The sequence below is a fragment of the Micromonospora sp. NPDC051300 genome (genome assembly GCF_044455315.1).
In the GTDB taxonomy this organism is placed as follows: domain Bacteria; phylum Actinomycetota; class Actinomycetes; order Mycobacteriales; family Micromonosporaceae; genus Micromonospora; species Micromonospora robiginosa.
This window is the reverse complement of sequence record NZ_JBITEP010000007.1, coordinates 251,137-267,709: the sequence shown is the minus strand read 5'-3', so window position 1 is coordinate 267,709 and position 16,573 is coordinate 251,137. Positions and strand designations below refer to the sequence as shown.

At 75.7% G+C, this 16,573-nt stretch carries 16 protein-coding genes; 7 read left to right on the top strand and 9 right to left on the bottom strand.

The features are described from left to right. Positions 1 to 103 precede the first annotated feature (103 nt). Complete coding sequence (locus ACIA5A_RS11150; RefSeq protein WP_396759504.1) at positions 104 to 796, top strand: hypothetical protein; 693 nt, start codon at positions 104 to 106, stop codon at positions 794 to 796. A 3-nt stretch (positions 797 to 799) separates the two neighbouring features. Here ACIA5A_RS11150 and ACIA5A_RS11145 read toward each other — a convergent pair whose 3' ends face one another. The 4 genes from ACIA5A_RS11145 to ACIA5A_RS11130 form a co-directional block, all read right to left on the bottom strand. After that, on the bottom strand, positions 800 to 1,813 hold the full coding sequence (locus ACIA5A_RS11145) for a LacI family DNA-binding transcriptional regulator (RefSeq protein ID WP_396759501.1): 1,014 nt from the start codon (positions 1,811 to 1,813) through the stop codon (positions 800 to 802). Continuing rightward, positions 1,810 to 4,230 (bottom strand): glycoside hydrolase family 3 C-terminal domain-containing protein, encoded by a 2,421-nt coding sequence (locus tag ACIA5A_RS11140; RefSeq protein ID WP_396759498.1) that lies wholly within the window; start codon positions 4,228 to 4,230, stop codon positions 1,810 to 1,812. The genes ACIA5A_RS11145 and ACIA5A_RS11140 overlap by 4 nt, the downstream gene beginning before the upstream one ends. Positions 4,231 to 4,465: 235 nt before the next feature. Further along, on the bottom strand, positions 4,466 to 5,683 hold the full coding sequence (locus ACIA5A_RS11135) for an ROK family protein (protein WP_396759496.1): 1,218 nt from the start codon (positions 5,681 to 5,683) through the stop codon (positions 4,466 to 4,468). Positions 5,684 to 5,728: 45 nt separating this feature from the next. After that, positions 5,729 to 8,098 (bottom strand): TIM-barrel domain-containing protein, encoded by a 2,370-nt coding sequence (locus ACIA5A_RS11130; protein WP_396759494.1) that lies wholly within the window; start codon positions 8,096 to 8,098, stop codon positions 5,729 to 5,731. A gap of 118 nt (positions 8,099 to 8,216) precedes the next feature. Here ACIA5A_RS11130 and ACIA5A_RS11125 point away from each other — a divergent pair, with 118 nt between their 5' ends. Further along, the gene (locus ACIA5A_RS11125; RefSeq protein ID WP_396759491.1) at positions 8,217 to 10,208 is read left to right on the top strand and encodes a beta-galactosidase; all 1,992 of its coding nucleotides are present in this window, start codon (positions 8,217 to 8,219) and stop codon (positions 10,206 to 10,208) included. Positions 10,209 to 10,221: 13 nt separating this feature from the next. Here the strand turns inward: ACIA5A_RS11125 and ACIA5A_RS11120 are convergent, their stop codons facing one another. Beyond that, positions 10,222 to 10,872, bottom strand: coding sequence for a LysE family translocator (locus ACIA5A_RS11120; protein WP_396759488.1), 651 nt, complete (start codon positions 10,870 to 10,872; stop codon positions 10,222 to 10,224). A 100-nt stretch (positions 10,873 to 10,972) separates the two neighbouring features. Between ACIA5A_RS11120 and ACIA5A_RS11115 the strand changes: the two genes are divergently transcribed. Next, complete coding sequence (locus ACIA5A_RS11115; RefSeq protein WP_396759485.1) at positions 10,973 to 11,521, top strand: GNAT family N-acetyltransferase; 549 nt, start codon at positions 10,973 to 10,975, stop codon at positions 11,519 to 11,521. A gap of 4 nt (positions 11,522 to 11,525) precedes the next feature. Here the strand turns inward: ACIA5A_RS11115 and ACIA5A_RS11110 are convergent, their stop codons facing one another. After that, the gene (locus ACIA5A_RS11110) at positions 11,526 to 11,915 is read right to left on the bottom strand and encodes a YkvA family protein (RefSeq protein ID WP_396759482.1); all 390 of its coding nucleotides are present in this window, start codon (positions 11,913 to 11,915) and stop codon (positions 11,526 to 11,528) included. Between the two features lie 101 nt (positions 11,916 to 12,016). On the opposite strand from ACIA5A_RS11110, the gene ACIA5A_RS11105 reads away from it, so the two are divergent. From ACIA5A_RS11105 to ACIA5A_RS11095, 3 genes are all read left to right on the top strand, one after another. Further along, a complete protein-coding gene (locus ACIA5A_RS11105; protein ID WP_396759479.1) occupies positions 12,017 to 12,484 on the top strand; it encodes a DUF1992 domain-containing protein in 468 nt (155 codons plus the stop codon). A gap of 217 nt (positions 12,485 to 12,701) precedes the next feature. Continuing rightward, a complete protein-coding gene (locus ACIA5A_RS11100) occupies positions 12,702 to 13,142 on the top strand; it encodes a VOC family protein (protein WP_278105775.1) in 441 nt (146 codons plus the stop codon). Between the two features lie 50 nt (positions 13,143 to 13,192). Beyond that, entirely contained in the window at positions 13,193 to 13,810 is a 618-nt protein-coding gene (locus ACIA5A_RS11095; protein ID WP_396759476.1) for a hypothetical protein, read from the top strand. Between the two features lie 22 nt (positions 13,811 to 13,832). On the opposite strand, the gene ACIA5A_RS11090 is transcribed toward ACIA5A_RS11095, so the two are convergent. Genes ACIA5A_RS11090 through ACIA5A_RS11080 form a run of 3 tightly spaced genes read right to left on the bottom strand, consistent with a single transcriptional unit; the run spans position 13,833 to position 15,583 of the window. After that, positions 13,833 to 14,399: a hypothetical protein gene (locus ACIA5A_RS11090; RefSeq protein WP_396759473.1), complete on the bottom strand. Its 567-nt coding sequence runs from the start codon at positions 14,397 to 14,399 to the stop codon at positions 13,833 to 13,835. Further along, entirely contained in the window at positions 14,396 to 15,175 is a 780-nt protein-coding gene (locus ACIA5A_RS11085; protein WP_396759470.1) for a class I SAM-dependent methyltransferase, read from the bottom strand. Before ACIA5A_RS11085 ends, ACIA5A_RS11090 begins: the two co-directional genes overlap by 4 nt. After that, positions 15,176 to 15,583 (bottom strand): nuclear transport factor 2 family protein, encoded by a 408-nt coding sequence (locus ACIA5A_RS11080; RefSeq protein WP_396759467.1) that lies wholly within the window; start codon positions 15,581 to 15,583, stop codon positions 15,176 to 15,178. 127 nt (positions 15,584 to 15,710) lie between these two features. Between ACIA5A_RS11080 and ACIA5A_RS11075 the strand changes: the two genes are divergently transcribed. Then, positions 15,711 to 16,436, top strand: a complete 726-nt coding sequence (locus tag ACIA5A_RS11075) for a dienelactone hydrolase family protein (RefSeq protein ID WP_396759464.1) — start codon at positions 15,711 to 15,713, stop codon at positions 16,434 to 16,436. Positions 16,437 to 16,573: the final 137 nt, after the last annotated feature.

The following is a 16,573-nucleotide window of genomic DNA, read 5'->3' as shown; positions in this document are numbered from 1 at the left end:
ATCACCGCCCACGCTTCGTCGGTCAGTTCGCCTCGACGTACCACCGGCACATCGTCAACGACCCACCGCTACAAGATCGGCAGGACACGCCCTAGGAGTTCCGTTGACCACCAGCACCGCCCGGCGTCACGCCGCCGGGCTCCTCACCATGGCCGTCGTCCTGTCCGTCGCGTTCTTCCTCGTACCGCCGCTGCTCGGCGCCGTCCGCGCCGACGCCGTCCCGCGCGCCTTCGTCGACGACTGGTCGTCGGGCGGCCCCGACTTCCCGCCCGCCCTCCAGCAGCTCGTCGACGAGCAGTTCCGCCTCCACCTGGCCCGCGTGGTCATCGCCCTGCCGCTGCTCGCGGCGCTGGTGGCGGCCGCCCACCGGCTGCCGCGCCTCCGGCTGCCGATCGGCGCCGCCGCGCTCGCCGTGGCGGTGCTGCTGATCGCCGACGTGCAGGGCGCGGTGTCGCCGTTCGGCACGCTGCTGCCGGCCCTGGCGTCCGCGCCCGCCGACGACCACCTGGCCGCCGTGCTGGCCCAGGTACGCGACCAGGCCGAGCACGGCCCGACGTCACCGGCCCTGGACGTGATGCTCGACGAGTACGTCCGGTGGCACGTGGTCAAGGCCGCGCTCGTCGGCCTGCTGGCCGCCGCCCTGGCCGGCCTGTCGGTGGTGACCTGGCGCCGGCGTCGGTGGCTCGGCCTGCTCCCGGCCGTGCCGGCGCTGGCCGCACTGGTGGTCCTGGCGGCCAACCTGAGCACCGTGGCGAACCCGGTCGCGCCGTTCCTGCTGCTGCTCCAGGGCGGCTGACGGTCACCGGCTGGTGTCGCGCACGGTCAGCGCGGGCTCCAGCAACGTCACCTCCGGCACCGGCTCGTCGCGCAGGCGGCGCATCAACAGCGTCACCGCCTGCCGGCCCACCTCCTCGGCGGGCACCGGCACGCAGGTCAGCCCGGCCGGTTCGGCCAGCTCGTCGGGGCAGACCGCGACCACCGAGACGTCCCGCGGCACCCGGCGGCCCAGCAGCGGCAGGGTGGCCAGCACCGGGCCGACCGCCGACTCGTTCTGCACCACCAGACCTGTCACGTCGGGATGCTCGTCGAGCAGCGCGGCCAGGTCCCGGCGCACCGCCGCCGGGCCCTCCTCGCAGGGCCGGGCCACCGCGTCGACACCCAGCCGGCCGGCCGCGGCCAGCACGCCCGAGCGGGTGCGGTGGGCGAAGCCGGTGCCCCGGTCGTAGACGGCGGCCGGGGCGCCGAGCAGCGCGACCCGCCGGTGCCCGGCCGCGGCCAGGTGCTCCACGCACAGCTCGCCGGCGCGCCGGAAGTCGAGGTCCACGCAGGCCAGCCCGGTGCTGTCGGACGGGTGCCCGATCAGCACGCCGGGCAGCGCCAGCTCCCGCAGCAGCGGCACCCGCGGGTCCTCCAACTCCACGTCCATCAGCAGCACGCCGTCGACGAGCGCGCTGCCGGCGATGCGGTGCAACCCGGCCGGGCCCTCGTCGGCGGTGAGCAGCAGCACGTCGTGGTCGTGGCGGCGGGCCGTGGTGACCACCGCGGTGGCGAAGCGCATCACCACCGGCACCTGCATGCCGGTGCGCAGCGGCAGCACCAGCGCGATCACGTTCGCCTTGCGGCTGGCCAGGGCGCGGGCCCCGGCGTTCGGGTGGTAGCCCAGGGCGCGCACGCTCGCCAGCACCCGGGTACGGGTGCCGGCGGAGATCACCCGCTTGCCGCTGAGCACGTACGACACGGTGCTCGCCGCCACCCCGGCGTGGCGGGCCACGTCGGCGATGGTGACCTGCTCGCCGGCGCCCCGGCCGCTCACCGGGCCGCCCCGGAGCGCCGCGCGGCGGGCGTGCCGGCCGGGTCGCCGCCGGTCACGGTGAGCGCGCCGACCAGCCGGACGTCGCGCGCGGAGCGGCCGACCAGCACCGAGTGGGTGGCGTCCTCGACCACCATGGCCGCGCGGCTCTCATCCCACCAGGCCAGCTCGGCGGTGCGAAGCCGCACCGTGACCCGGGCCGCGCAGCCCGGCTCCAGGGTGACCCGGGCGAAGTCGCGCAACTGCCGCAGCGGCTGCTTGACCCGGGAGCGCCGCTGCCGGGTGTAGAGCTGCACCACCTCGGTGCCCGGCCGGCGGCCGGTGTTGGTGACCTCGACGCTCACCTCCACCTCCTCGCCGGCGTGCGCCGTGGCGGTGCTCAACCGGAGGTCGGCGTAGTCGAACTCGGCGTAGCCGAGCCCGTGACCGAACGGGTACAGCGGCTCGCCCCGGTGGTAGAGGTAGGTGGCGTCGGCGCCGATGACGTCGTAGTCGAGCAGGTCGGGCAGCTCGGCGGTGTCGGCGTACCAGGTCTGGGTGAGCCGGCCGCCCGGCTCCTCCGCGCCCAGCAGCACGTCGGCGAGCGCGTTGCCGTGCTCCTGCCCGCCGTGCGCGCTCCACAGCACCGCCGGCAGGTGCTCCCGCGCCCACCCCACGGCGTACGGGTAGCTGCTGGTCAGCACCAGCACGGTGCGCGGGTTCGCCGCGTGCACGGCGCGCAGCAGGTCGAGCTGGCCGGCGGGCAGCGCCAGGTCGACGCGGTCCTCGGTCTCCCGGCCGTTGACCATCGGGTGGTTGCCGAGCACCACCACTGCCACGTCGGCGGCGGCGGCGAGCGCGGCGGCCCCGGCCGCGCCGTCGACGCGCAGCTCCACGGTGAACGCGGCGGCGTCCTCGGCGGCGACGGTGAGCCGGCCGCCGGCGTCGACGGCGACGTGCCGGTCGGTGGCGAGGTGGTGCAGCAACGCCGTGCCGTCGGGCCGCCGGCACAGCCGGAACGTCTCGCGGACCACCCAGCCGCCCGGGCCCGGGCGGTCGGCGACGAGCGCGCCGGTGTCGTCCGCGCCGACGTACCGGCCGGTGTCGACGGCGCGCAGCGCCACCACGCCGGCACCCCAGTCGACCACGTCGAACTCGGCGGGCGTCGCGTCGGTGAGCGTCAGCGGCCCGCCGTCGGGGCAGCGCACCGCGCGGTGCCCGACTCGCAGCGTGATCCGGTCCGCGCCCGAGTCGGTGGTGACCTCGCGCAGCCGCCCGAGCAGCCCGCCGTACGCGGTGACCGCGTACGGCAGGGTGCCGCTGTACCAGTCGGTGAGCACGGTGTCGGCGAGCGGGCCGAGCACGGCGACCCGCAGGTCGGCCGAGAGCGGCAGCAGCCCGTCGTTGCCCAGCAGCACCATCGACTGGCGGGCGGCCTCGCGGGCGAGTTCCCGGTGGGCGGGGCAGTTCACCACGTCGGCCGGCACGTCGGCGTACGGGTCGTGCCCGGGCGGGTCGAGGTCGCCCAGGCGCAGCCGCACCGACAGGATCCGCCGGACCGCCCGGTCCACGTCGGACTCGCCGATCAGTCCCCGGGCCAGCGCCTCGGTGAGCCGCTCGATCGTGGGTCCCGGGTCGTCGTCGTCCTCGGTGAAGCTGTCCACCCCGGCGCGCAGCGCGGCGGCGAACCCGGCGACGTGGTCGGGCAGGTGTGCCTGCACGCCGGCGATGTTGCCGACCGCGCCGGCGTCGCCGACCACCATCACCTCGTCGTCTGCCCAGGTGCGCAGCTCGCCGTCGAGGAGCGGGCTCAGGTGCGCCGGCACGCCGTCGACCAGGTTGTACGAGGCCATCACGGCGACCGCCGCGCCGGCGGCCAGCGGCGCGCGGAACGCGGGCAGCTCGTACTCGTGCAGCACGCGCGGCGGCAGGTCGCTGGAGGTGGTCGCCCGGTCGGTCTCGTTGTTGTAGCCGAGGAAGTGCTTGAGCGTCGGCGCGGTCCGCAGCCGGGTGGGGTGGTCGCCGCGCAGCCCGGACGCGTAGGCGGTGGCGAGCCGGCCGGTGAGCCAGGGGTCCTCGGACCAACCCTCCTCGTTGCGGCCCCAGCGCGGGTCGCGCAGCGGGTTGACCACCGGCGCCCACACGTTGAGGCCGACGCGGGCCGGGTCGGCGCGGTGCTTGGCGCGTACCTCGTCGCCGACGGCGGCGCCGACCGCCCTGACCAGCCGCGGGTTCCAGCTCGCCGCCAGGCCGAGCGCCTGTGGGAAGACGGTGGCCTCGCCGAGCCAGGCGACGCCGTGCAGCGCCTCGGTGCCGGTGCGGAACGGCGGCAGGCCGAGGCGGGGGACCGGCGCCTGCCACTGGTGCAGCAGGCCGAGCTTCTCCGCCAGGGTGAGGCGGGCCAGCAGGTCGTCGGGGCGATGGGGGGTGCGGTCGGTCATGGCGGGCGCCTCCGGTCGGCGCGCGGACCGCCGGTGGCGTCGTCGAAGCGCTTCGACGGGCCCGCTGCTGAGACGGCGGCGCGCACGCGCGTGCAAGGGGTGGTGGTCGGCCGGCGGGTCGGCCCGGGGCGCTGGTGAAGCGCTTCGACAACCGCCGGAAAACACGCCGCCCCGGGTTGCCCGGCCCGGTGACGGCGCTACCGAGGTTGGCACCCGGGACCGGCGCGGTCAAGGGTCACGCGACAGGCAGTTGCCCGGCCTCCACCGAGGCCAGTGCGGCGGTCGCGCCACCCAGCGCGCTGGCCGCCGAGCCCAGCGCGCTGGGCTCCAGCCGGACCGTCGCCGGGGGGCCCGACGTGCGCGCGGCGATCTCGTCGCGCGCGGCCGGCAGCAGCCACGGCGCGAGCGCCGCCAGGTGACCGCCGACCACGACCACCTCCGGGTCGAGCAGGTCGACCAGGACGGAAACCGCGGAGCCGAGCTGCCGCCCGATCTCGGCGAGCCCGTCCCGCACCGGGGCGTCGCCGGCGCGGGCCAGGGCCTGGATCCGCTCGATCTCCGGCAGGTAGTCGGTGACCGGGCCGTCCACCGCCACGTCCGGCAGCAGCCGGCGCACCACCGCGTCCACGCCGGCCACCGCCGCGAGGCAGCCGCGCCGGCCGCAGTGGCACTCCGGGCCGTCGGGGCGCACCGGGAGGTGGCCGATCTCGCCGGCGAAGCCACGGCCGCCGCGCAGCAGCCGGCCGCCGCTGACCAGGCCGGCGCCGATCGTCAGGCCGCCGGTCAGGTGCACCAGGTCGGCCGTGCCCGCGTACGGGCCGTGGCGCAGCTCGGCGGAGACGGCGAGGTTGGCGTCGGTGTCGACGCCGACGGGGAAGCCCGGGTCGCGCAGCGCGCGGCGCAGGTCGGCGGCGAGCGGCACCCCACGCCAGCCCAGCGCCGGCGCGGACGGCACGACGCCGTCCGCGTCGACCGGACCGGGCACGCCCACGGTCAAGCCGAGCACCGTGCGGCCCGCCCCGGTGACCCGGGTGACCGCCCGGCGGGCGAGCGCGGCGAGCGCGCGTACCGTCTCCGGCGGGCCGGCGGTGGCGGCGGCGAACGCGCGTCGCCAGGTGAGCAGCGGCTCGCCGGCCAGGTCGGCGGCGACCACGACCAGTTCGTCGGCGCCGATCCGCAGGCCGAGCCCGACGTATCGGGACCCGTCGAGAACCAGCATGGTGGCCGGCCGGCCGACCCGGTTCTCGGTCAGCCCGGTCTCGCGCAGCAGGCCGTGCTCGATCAGCTCGCCGACCAGGCTGGACACGGTGGCCTTGTTGAGCCCGGTACGCGCGGCGACGTCGGCGCGCGAACAGGGGGCGTGCGTGCGGACGTGCCGCAGCACGACGGCCCGGTTGGCCACCCGCACGTCGCCCAGGTCGGCCGTCTGCGACGACCGGTCGATGCTGATCACGTGGTGCCCGCCTCCTGCGCCGCGGCCGTCGGGTTCGGCTACAGCTTAAACTAAATCGGCCACGTCCCCGCCGGGCGCGTCCCCCTCGCCGAACCAGGGCTCGAACGGGCTCACCGCCGCCGGTCGGCCGTCGAGCACGACGTGTCGCGGCGGGTCGTCGCCGACCACCGCGACCCGGCGCACGTCAAGCGGCCCGTCCACCCGGACCCGCAGCGTGTCGCCGTCGCGGACGGCGGTGACCGTGGTGTCGCCGTCGGGGTCGCGCACCACCGTCGTCGAGTCGGTCCCGCCCCAGGACACCAGCGTGACGTCGCGGAACGGTCCCTCGGCGACGGTCGGCGCGGGCGCCACCACCGGCACCAGCGCGCCGCGCCGGACGTACAGCGGCAGCCTGTCGATCGGCGCGGACACCCGCAGGTGCCGGCCGCCGGCGTGGCGCCGGAAGGTTGCCGCGTCCAGCCAGTCGTCGCCCTCGGGCAGGTAGACGGCGCGCCGCCCGGACTCGTCCAGCACCGGCGCGACGAGCAGGTCGGCGCCGAGGCGGTACTGCAGGTCGACGGTCCAGGCGGTCGGGTCGCCGGGCGTGTCGAGCAGCAGCGCCCGCATCATCGGAGCGCCGGTGCGGGCCGCGTCCACCGCGACCGACCAGAGGTACGGCAGCAGCCGGTACCGCAGCCGCAGCGCGGCGACCGCGTGGCGCTCGGTCTCCGGCGGGAAGTCCCACGGCAGGCGGCTGGTGGTGCCGTGCAGCCGGACCAGCGGCGACAGCGCGCCGAACTGGGTCCAGCGCACGTAGAGGTCGGGCTCCGGGGTGCCGTGGAACCCGCCGGTGTCGTGGCTCCAGAACGGCACCCCGGACAGCCCGTGCGACAGGCCGCCGCGCAGCGTGCTGGCCATGCCCGGCCAGGTGGCGTTGACGTCGCCGCTCCACTGCGCGCTGTGCCGCTGCCCGCCCAGGTAGGACGAGCGCGCCCAGACCGTACGGTGCCCGGCGACCTCCTCGGTGACGTCGGCGACCACGTCGTTGAACAGCAACGCGTAGACGTTGTGCAGCTCGACGCCGGTCATCCCGTTGTGCGCCACCGCGTCGGCGGGCACCGCCTCGGCGAAGTCGGTCTTGAACACCGCGACGCCCTGGGCGAGCAGCGGCCGCAGCAGGCCCTGGAACCAGCGCACCGCCGCCGGGTTGGTCAGGTCCACGATGGCGCAGACCGGATAGCTGCCGTGCCAGGTGTCCGCCACGTACGTGCCGCCGTCGGGGCGGCGCAGGAAGTAGCCGGCGGCCTCCGCCTCGGCGTAGAGCGGGCTGTCGGTCATCAGGTACGGGTTCATCCACAGGCACACCCGGAAGCCCTGCTCGGCGAGGTCCTTGAGCATGCCGGCCGGGTCGGGGAACGCCCGCTCGTCCCAGCGCAGCTCGGACCAGCGCCCGGCGACCTGCCAGTAGCAGTCCAGGTGCAGCACGTCGCAGGGGATGTCCCGCTCCCGGATCAGCCGGGCCCGCTCCCGCACCCGCTGTTCGCTGTCCGGGAAGAACCCGGAGGAGATCCAGGCGCCGAACGCCCAGCGCGGCGGCAGGTAGGGCCGGCCGGTCAGCGCGTCGAGCCGGTCCAGGATCTCGACCGGGGTCGGCCCGCCCAGCACGTAGTAGTCGAGCAGGTCGTCCGGGACCAGCACCTGCACGCTGCTGTGCGTGCTGGCGCAGACGTCGAACTGCACCGGCAGGCCGCTGTCGACGAGCACGCCGTAGCCGCGGTCGGAGAGATAGAACGGCACGTTCTTGTGCGACCTGTCGGACTCGCCGCCGAACGCGTCGAAGTTCCACATCAGCGGGCGCTGGCCGCGCTTGTCCAGCGGGGTGAACTTCTCCCCGAAGCCGACGAACCGCTCGTCGCCGGGCGCGACGAAGCTCTCGTGCCAGGCGACCGGCTCACCGTCGACGGTGGAGCGCCCGAGCGGCAGCGTACGCCGCCGGCCGCTGATGTCGCGGGTGCCGCCGTCCGCGGCGACCAGCAGCCGGCCGTCCGGGCCGAGGAAGCGCAGCCCCCACGGGTCGAGGCGGATCTCGGCGACCACCGCGCCGGCGTCCACCCGGGCGTACGCGTCGTCCACGGTGACCTCGGCCGGGTGCGGCGCCGGCCGGGTCAGGGTGGTGGCGCGTGCCGAGCGGCTGCGCACGGAGAGGTCGTCGGCGAGGCGTACCCGCAGGATCCCGTCGCCGGCGGCCTCGATCCGGGCGACGAGCGTGCGGCCGGAGGAGCAGGTGGCGGTGAGCGTGACGCCGTGCGGGTCGGTCCCGGCCACCTCGGCCCGCAGCACGTCGTCGGCCCCCAGCTCGCCGGGGGAGCGGACCGGCAGGTCGGGCGGGTCGGCCACGAACGTCTCGTACGGGACCAGCGGTGGGCGGTACGACATGGGCGTCTCCTCGCGGCGACCCGGGCGGCGGGCCTCGCCAGTTTCTTTGGAACCACAACTAACTGTCAATGATCGACCGCATTGACTTTTCGCCTCACCTGTTCCTACTTTGGCCGGGATGACAACTAAAGCGCTGTGGTACGGCGGGGACTGGAACCCGGAACAGTGGCCACCCGAGGTCTGGGCCGCCGACGTCGCCCTGATGCGCGCGGCCGGCGTCAACCTGGTCACCGTCGGCGTGTTCGCCTGGTCCCGGCTGGAACCCGCCCCCGGCCGCCACACGTTCGACTGGCTCGACCAGGTGCTCGACCTGCTGCACGACGGCGGCATCCGCGCCGCGCTCGCCACCCCGACCGCGTCGCCGCCGCCCTGGTTCACCCACGCCCACCCGGACGCGATGCCGGTCACCGCCGACGGCGCCCGCCTGCACCACGGCAGCCGGGACACCTACTGCGCCGCCGCGCCCGCCTACCGCGCCGCGGCCCGCCGCATCGCCGCGACGCTCGCCGCCCGCTACGCCCACCACCCGGCGCTCGCGCTGTGGCACGTGCACAACGAGTACGGCACCACCTGCCACTGCCCGCACGCCGAGACGGCGTTCCGCCGCTGGCTGGTCGACAGGCACGGCGACCTGGACACGCTCAACGACGCCTGGGCCACCAGCTTCTGGGGCCAGCACTACGCCGACTGGGCACACGTCGGCGCGCCGCGCGCCACCCAGTACCTGGCCAACCCCGGTCACCTGCTCGACTTCCGCCGCTTCTGGTCCGACACGCTGCTGTCGGCGTACATCGAGCAGCGTGACGTGCTGCGCGCGGCCAACCCGGCCGTGCCGGTCACCACCAACTTCGCGCTCGGCGACTGGGTGCCTGTCGACCACGCCCGGTGGGCGCGCGAGGTCGACCTGGTGGCCGTCGACCACTACCCGGACCGGGTCGACGCCGGCGCCGAGGAACAGACCGCGCTCGCCGCCGACCTCGCCCGCGGCTGGGCCCGCCACGGCGCCGGCCGGCCCGCGCCGTGGCTGCTGGCGGAGAGCGCGCCCAACCAGATCCACACCGCCGGACGGATGCACACCAAGGAACCCGGCCGGATGACCCGGCACAGCCTCGCGCACGTCGCCCGCGGCTCCGCCGGGGTGATGTTCTTCCAGTGGCGCGCCCCGGCCGGCGGCGCGGAACGGTTCCACTCCGCCGTGGTGTCGCACGCCGGCGCGGACACCCGGGTGTTCCGCGAGGCCACCCGCCTCGGCGCGGCGCTCGCCCGCCTCGGCGGGACGGAGGCGGGCCGGGTCGAGGCGCGGGTGGCCATCGGGTACGACGCGGCCAGCGGCTGGGCGCTGCGCCACCCCGGGATGCCCCGCGCCGGCCTCGACCACCCGGGCGAGGTGGCCGCCGCGCACCGGGCCCTGTGGCACGCCGGCGTCGCCACCGACCTGGTGATGCCCGGCGACCCGCTCGACGGCCACCGGCTGCTCGTGCTGCCCGCGCTCTACCTCGCCGCCGACGCCACAGTCGACTGGGTACGCCGGCACGTGCACGCCGGCGGGCACCTGCTGGTCACCTGGCTCAGCGGGGTCGCCGACGAGCACGCCCGCGTCCGCCTCGGCGGCTACCCGGGCGCCTACCGGGACCTGCTCGGAGTGCGGGTGGAGGAGTTCCACCCGCTCGCCGACGACGAACGGGTGCCGCTGACCAGCGGCGGCTTCGGCCGGATCTGGTCGGAGACCGTGCACCTGGCCGGGGCGGAACAGGTCACCGCGTACATCGGCGGGGTGCTCGACGGCCGACCCGCGGTCACCAGGCACCGGATCGGCGACGCCCGCGCCTGGTACGTCTCCACCCGCCCCGACGACGACACCTACCGCCGGGTGCTCACCGACGCCGCCCGACTCGCTGGCGTCGTCCCCACCTGCCCGGCGGCGCCGCCCGGCGTCGAGGCGGTACGTCGGCGCGACGGCGACCGGAGCTGGCTGTTCCTGCTCAACCACACCGACCGGCCGCAGCGGGTGCCGGCCGCGGGGCACGAGCTGCTCACCGGCGAGCCGGTGGACGACCGGGTCACCGTGGCGCCTGGCGGGGTGGCGGTGCTGTGCGAGTGGCCGCGCTGACCCGCGCGTGGGATCAGCCGGCGGCGACGGCGGCGCGGGAGCGGTCGGCGGCGATCCGCACCGCGAGCCCGGCCAGCACGGTGCCCATCACGTAGCGCTGCAGGCGCGCCCAGCCCGGCCGGCGGGTGAGGAACGCCGACACCGAACCGGCGCTGAGCACGATCAGCGCGTTCACGGTCAACGCGATGGCGATCTGGGTCAACCCCAGCAGCAGGCTCTGCACCGCCACGTGCCCGCGCGCCGGGTCGACGAACTGCGGCAGCAGCGACACGTAGAGGATGGCGATCTTCGGATTGAGCAGGTTGGTCACCAGGCCCATGGTGAACAGCCGCCGGGGCCGGTCCGGCGGCAGCGGCGCCGGCGTGAACGCCGACCGGCCGCCCGGGCGCAGCGTGCGCCAGGCCAACCACAGCAGGTAGGCCGCGCCGGCCAGCTTCACCGCCGTGTAGAGCGGAGGAACCAGCACGAACACGGTGGCGATGCCGGCGACCGCGGCGCTCAGGTAGACCAGGAAGCCGACCGCCACGCCGAGCAGCGACACCAGGCCGGCACGGCGGCCCTGGGTGACCGAACGCGACACCAGATAGACCATGTTCGGCCCCGGCGTGAGCACCAGACCGAGCGCCACCAGGGCGATCCCCACCACCGCGCCGAGCGTGACCACGTCGCCTCCCGCCGTCGACCCTGCCCGGACCCTACGCCGATCGATGCGACACGGCGGTCCGGGCTCGCGGCCGGGCACCGTGACGCGCGACACTTCCCAGATGTCCCTCGTGTTGTCCGCCACCGCCACCCCGACCGCGCCCGGCCTGCTGCTGCGGCCGTGGCACGACGGCGACGCCGACGCGCTGCTGGAGGCCTACCGGGATCCGGTGCTGCGCGCCTGGACCCGCTACCCGGTGACCACCCGGGCCGAGGCGCGGGCGTTCCTGCGCCGCGCCCGGCAGGGCTGGGCGGCCGACCGCCGGTTCAGCTTCGCCGTGCTGGAGGACACGCCGACGGGGGACCGGCTGGTGGCGTGCGTGGTGCTCAAGGAGGTCCGCCCGGGCCACCCGGTCGCCGAGGTCGGCTACTGGACCGCCGCGCCGGCCCGGGGGCGGGGCGTCGCGCCCCGGGCGGTCGACGCGGTCACCGGGTGGGCGTTCGCCCGCTTCGCCGCCGCCGGCCTGACCCGGATGGAGCTGTTCCACCAGATCGACAACCCGGCCTCCTGCCGGGTCGCGGAGAAGAGCGGATACGCGTTCGCCGAGGTGATGCCGGCCCGGCCGCCGTTCCCGCGCGACGGGCACCGGCACGTCCGCCTGCGCCCCTGAGCGGTCAGGCCCCGCCCAGCAGGCGCAGCAGCAGCCGCGGCTCGCCCGGCCACGCGTCCAGCAGCACCTGCCGGGGCACCTGCCGCCCGGCGTAGCGCAACGCCAGCGCGACCACGACGATGTCGTCCAGCGGGCCGATCACCGGCAGGAACTCCGGGATCAGGTCGATCGGGCTGGCCAGCCAGACGCCCGCCACCACGATCGCGATCCGGGCCCGGCGCGGCACCCGGGGATCGCGGCGCAGCCGCCGCACCGTGGTCAGACAATCCGGCACGAACGCGGCCAGATCACGCAGGATCCCCGGCGGCAGCCGCCGGGCCAGCAGCACCAGCAGCGCCCAACTGCCCACCAGGCCGAGCACACCCACCCCGAGGCCCACCAGCCAGTCGCGCACGCCGCTCCCTTTCTCACGAGCGCCTGGGAACACCCCGGCGCCGCCCGGCGCTGACCATAGGCGAAAACCGGCGGATACGGTGGACTCGGGAGGTGACGGCGATGACGTACGGCTGGGAGGCCGCGGTCGAGGCGCAGATCCGCTCCGCCCAGGAGCGCGGCGAGTTCGACAACCTGCCGGGCGCGGGCAAGCCGATCCCGGGTCGCAACGAGCCCTACGACGAGGGCTGGTGGATCCGCGGCTTCATGGAACGCGAGCAGATCCCGTCCGACCTGATGCTGCCCACCCCGCTGCAGTTGCGCCGCCGCATCGAACAGCTCCCCGCCGAGCTGCGGGACCTGCCCACCGAGGAGGCCGTCCGGTCGTACGTGGCGGTGCTCAACGCCGAGGTGGTGGCCTGGCTGCGCACCCCGACCGGGCCGCGCGTGGTGGTCCGGCCGGTCAACGTGGAGGAGGCGGTGCTTCGGTGGCGCGCCGACCGCCGAAGCGTCACGGCGGCCACGCCGGCGCCACCGCAGTCCCCACGGCCCGCGCGATCCCGGCGCCGCCGGCGCTGGTGGCGTCGCTGAACCCGACGCTGTACCTGCCTCGCGGCGTCCGGCGCGCCTGGGAAGGACGCCACCCGATGCTCCGCGCCCGGGACATCGCGGCCTGATGCCGCTCATGACCGACCCTTCCAGTACGACGTGGCCTTCGCGGACTGGCCGCGAGCGTAGGCGCGCGCCTTCACCACCCCTGCCGGCTCGTCGGGCCGGCGACGTCGGGCCTGGGCCCTATCCTCGGGGCGTGACGATTCACCGGATGGACAACGTCGGCATCGTGGTCGACGACCTCGACGCTGCGGTCGCCTTCTTCACCGCGCTCGGCATGGAGCTGGAAGGCCGGATGCCGATCGAGGGGGACTGGGCGGGGCGGGTCGTCGGGCTGTCCGACATGCGCAGCGAGATCGCGATGATGCGCATCCCGGACGCGCCGGGCCGGCTCGAACTCGCCACCTACCACGCCCCGACGTCGATCACCCCCGAGCCGGCGGTCACCCCGGCCAACACGCTGGGCCTGCACCGCGTGATGTTCGCCGTGGACGACATCGAGGCCACGCTCGCCCGGCTCCGTCCGCTCGGCGGCGAACTCGTCGGCGAGGTGACGCGCTTCGAGGACAGCTTCCTGCTCTGCTATCTGCGCGGGCCGAGCGGGATCATCCTCGCCCTGGCCGAGCAACTGACCTGAGACGTACGCCCACCGGCAGGGGCCGGGCTGCGCCTGCGTACCCTCTGGCCATGACTCGTCGGGGATGGGGCCTGGTCGTCGTCGGGGCGAGTGTGCTGGCGCTGGTGTCGCTCGCCTCGAACGTGACGACTCCGGGCCAGCTCGACGGCAGTGCGGACACCGTCCTGGCCACCCGGTTGACGCTGAGCCAGCTCGTCAACGCGGGAACGGTCTGGGCCGGGCTGGCAGTGGTGTCCGGATGGCTCGCCCGCCGACCCGCCCCGGCCGTCGCCGCGGGAGTCGTCGCCCTGCTCACCGCCTGCGTCGTCCACTACGGCGTCGGGACGGCGTTCGGAGTGTTCGACCGGGACGTCTGGGCGGCCAACCTGCACTGGCTCCTGGGCGCGCTGGTCGTGGGCGGACCGCTCGGCCTGGTGGGCGCGATCGCCCACCGGGCGGATCGCCGGGGGCTCGCCGCCCGCCTCGTCGTCCCGCTCGGCGCGGTGCTCGAACCGTTCGTCGTCGGTCGGTTCACCACCCCCGCGATCCTGCCCTGGCCGAACCGGATTGCCGACCTCGTCAGTGGGCTGGTGCTGCTGGTGGCCGGAGTGGTCGGCTGCGGTCGGATCCTCGCCGCCGGCAATCGGCGAACAGCGCCGCACCGGCGGCGGCCGACCGCAGAAGCCTGAGTCCTCGCGGACCAGGTCGCGCTCAGCCGCGTGCCGCCTGCCAGGTCCAGGCGGTGCGGCGCGGACGCCCCCTCAGCGGGGCCCGACCGGTCAGCCAGAGCAGCACCGGCGCGGGGTCGCCGGCGGGCGCGCCGGGGAACAGCCGCCGCACCACTGCCGCGCACAGCTCGGCCGGCGGCGACCAGGCCAGGTCGAGGCCACGGGTCACGTCGTGGGTGTGCAGCAGGATCTCGGCCACGCCCATCGCGGCGAAGCCGCCCGGATCGCACGGACCCCAGTGCCAGCCGCGGTCGGCCGGGTCGGCGGCGTCCACCACGGCGGCGAGCATCCCGGCGGCGGCCACCGCCACGGTCAGCACCTCGCCCGGCGAGGCGTCCGGGCGCAGCCGCAGGTCGAACGGGAGATACCCGTCGGTGGCGCGGCCCGTCACCTGACCGGCGTATCCGGCCAGGTCGTGCGCGACGTGGGCGGCGGTGGTCCAGCAGGTCCAGTCCAGGTCGCCCGCGCGTACCGTCCAGTCCCGGCCGGTGGCCGGCAGCAGCACGGCGGACATCGCCGCGGCGGCCGAGCGGACGTCTGCGCCGTTCACCGCCGCCGCACGCGCAGCACGCAGGTCAGCATGGGCAGGGTGAACTCGCCGTGCGCGGTCTCCGGGCGGCTCGCCAGGAACGCGCGGATCCGGTCGAGCGTCGCCGCCCGCTCCGGCTCCGGCATGACAAGCATCCCCGCCCGGGTGGCCAACGTCGCCACCAGGGATTCGGCGGTGCGGCGCTGCCCGTGCGGGAACTCGGCCTGCTCCGGGGTGTCGAAGCGGGCCGGCGCGCCGTTGCCCGGCAGGTGCATCCGCGCCGTCTCGACCCGCCAACTGTCGGGCGTGTCCCGGGGGCCGACGGCCGCGCTCCCGCTGACCTCGGCCAGTCCGGCAACCCAGTCGACCCGGTCGTCCAGCACGTTCCACAGCCCGGCCAGCACGCCGCCGGGGGCGAGGACGCGGGCGATCTCCGGGCCCGCCACCGCCATGTCGAACCAGTGCATGGCGTTACCTGCCAGCGCGGCGTCGACGGCGGCGTCCGGCAGCGGGATCGCCTCGGCGCTGCCCGGCAGCGCCCGCGCGTCGGGCAGGACACGGCGCAGCTCGCCCAGCATGGCCGGGTCCGGCTCGACGGCGGTGACGTCGGCGCCGACCGCGCCGAGGGTGGCGGTCAGCTTGCCGGTGCCGGCGCCGAGGTCGAGCACCCGCCGGCCGGGCGCGGCCTCCAGCGCCCACCGGACCGCGGCCTGCGCGTAGTCGGGGCGGTGTTCGGCGTACGCGGTGGCCGCCGCGCCGAACGAGGACGAGTGCCTGTCGTGTTCGTGCTGCTCCATTCAGGCGTTCCCCCCGTCGAGCGCGGCGATCAGGCGCAGCGGGTCGATGTAGTCGCGGTAGGACACGACGAGGCCGTCGCGGACCCGGAACACCGCGATCACGGTCTGCTCGAACGGCGCGCCGGTGGCCACGACGTTGCCGTGTGCCTCGTACTCCACGATCACCACCTCGGGGTCGGTGGTCTCGTGCAGCACCACGTCGCGGTGCTCGTCGATGGTGATCAGGGCGTGCGCCGCCTCGGTCAGGTGCCGGCGGAGCTCGGCGTGCCCCCGCACCCGGCCCGGCACGCCGGCCGGCCGGAACGGCCACTCGATGTACCCCTCCGGGGCCATCAGCGCCACGAACGCCTCGACGTCCTGCTCCCGGCCGGCGCGCAGCACTCGCTCGACGACCTCACGCGACGACACCTGCACGCTGCCTCCAGATCGGATCGCTGTTGTTGCTGCCACCGTAGTGGTCCGGTTCGACTTCGCGCTGTTCTGCCAGTGGCGAAAGCCGTTCTGGCCGGGCTCGACGGTCACTACGCTCGGTCCGATGACGGCGATCACCACGCGCTCGGTCGCGTACCCGGCCGACGGCCTGACGATGATCGGGCACCTCGCGCTCCCGGCCGGTGTCGACCGTCGACCCGCGGTGCTTCTCGGGCCGGAGGGCACCGGGCTCAGCGACGTCGAGCGCCGCCGGGCCGATGCGCTCGCCGAGCGGGGATACGTGGCGCTGGCCTTCGACCTGCACGGTGGGCGCTATCTGAGCGACCCCGAGGAGATGCTGGCCCGGTGCCTGCCGCTGCTCGCCGACGCCGACCGGATGCGGGACATCGGCCGCGCGGCGCTCGACGTGGTGCGCGCCGAGCCGCGGACCGACCCGGAGCGGATCGCCGCCGTCGGCTACGGCACCGGGGGCGCGATCGGGCTGGAACTCGGGCGCGCCGGTGTCGACCTGCGCGCGATCGGGACGGTCAACGCGCTGACCACGGGCCGACCGGGCGAGGCGGCGCGCATCCGCTGCCCGGTGTGGGTCGGGGTCGGATCGGAGGACCCGATCATGCCGCCCGCGCAGCGGGACGCGTTCGTCGAGGAGATGCGGGCCGCGGGCGTCGACTGGCGCCTCGTGGTCTACGGCGGCGCGTTGCACGCCTTCCACCACCCGCCCGTCGACCATCCCGTGGTCCCCGGCGTCGGCTACCACCCACAGCACGCGCGGCGTGCCTGGCGCGACATCGTCGCTCTGCTCGACGAGTGCCTGCCCGTGCCGGAGTGATGAGCCGTCCCGGGTGACCCTGGGTAGGTCCGGTCGCGGGGGGGGGGGGGGGGCCCCCCCCCCCGGGGGGGGGGCCCCACACCCCCCCACACGAGGAAAGGATCGCCCCGGGGTGGCGCCGCCGCCCCGGCGCGGAC

Bases quoted from the DNA above. Each gene is read 5' to 3' on its own strand.
- ACIA5A_RS11130 (WP_396759494.1), bottom strand. From the start codon at position 8,098: ATGTCGTACCGCCCACCGCTGGTCCCGTACGAGACGTTCGTGGCCGAC.
- ACIA5A_RS11105 (WP_396759479.1), top strand. From the start codon at position 12,017: ATGACGTACGGCTGGGAGGCCGCGGTCGAGGCGCAGATCCGCTCCGCC.
- ACIA5A_RS11095 (WP_396759476.1), top strand. From the start codon at position 13,193: ATGACTCGTCGGGGATGGGGCCTGGTCGTCGTCGGGGCGAGTGTGCTG.
- ACIA5A_RS11125 (WP_396759491.1), top strand. From the start codon at position 8,217: ATGACAACTAAAGCGCTGTGGTACGGCGGGGACTGGAACCCGGAACAG.
- ACIA5A_RS11140 (WP_396759498.1), bottom strand. From the start codon at position 4,230: ATGACCGACCGCACCCCCCATCGCCCCGACGACCTGCTGGCCCGCCTC.
- ACIA5A_RS11115 (WP_396759485.1), top strand. From the start codon at position 10,973: ATGTCCCTCGTGTTGTCCGCCACCGCCACCCCGACCGCGCCCGGCCTG.
- ACIA5A_RS11085 (WP_396759470.1), bottom strand. From the start codon at position 15,175: ATGGAGCAGCACGAACACGACAGGCACTCGTCCTCGTTCGGCGCGGCG.
- ACIA5A_RS11075 (WP_396759464.1), top strand. From the start codon at position 15,711: ATGACGGCGATCACCACGCGCTCGGTCGCGTACCCGGCCGACGGCCTG.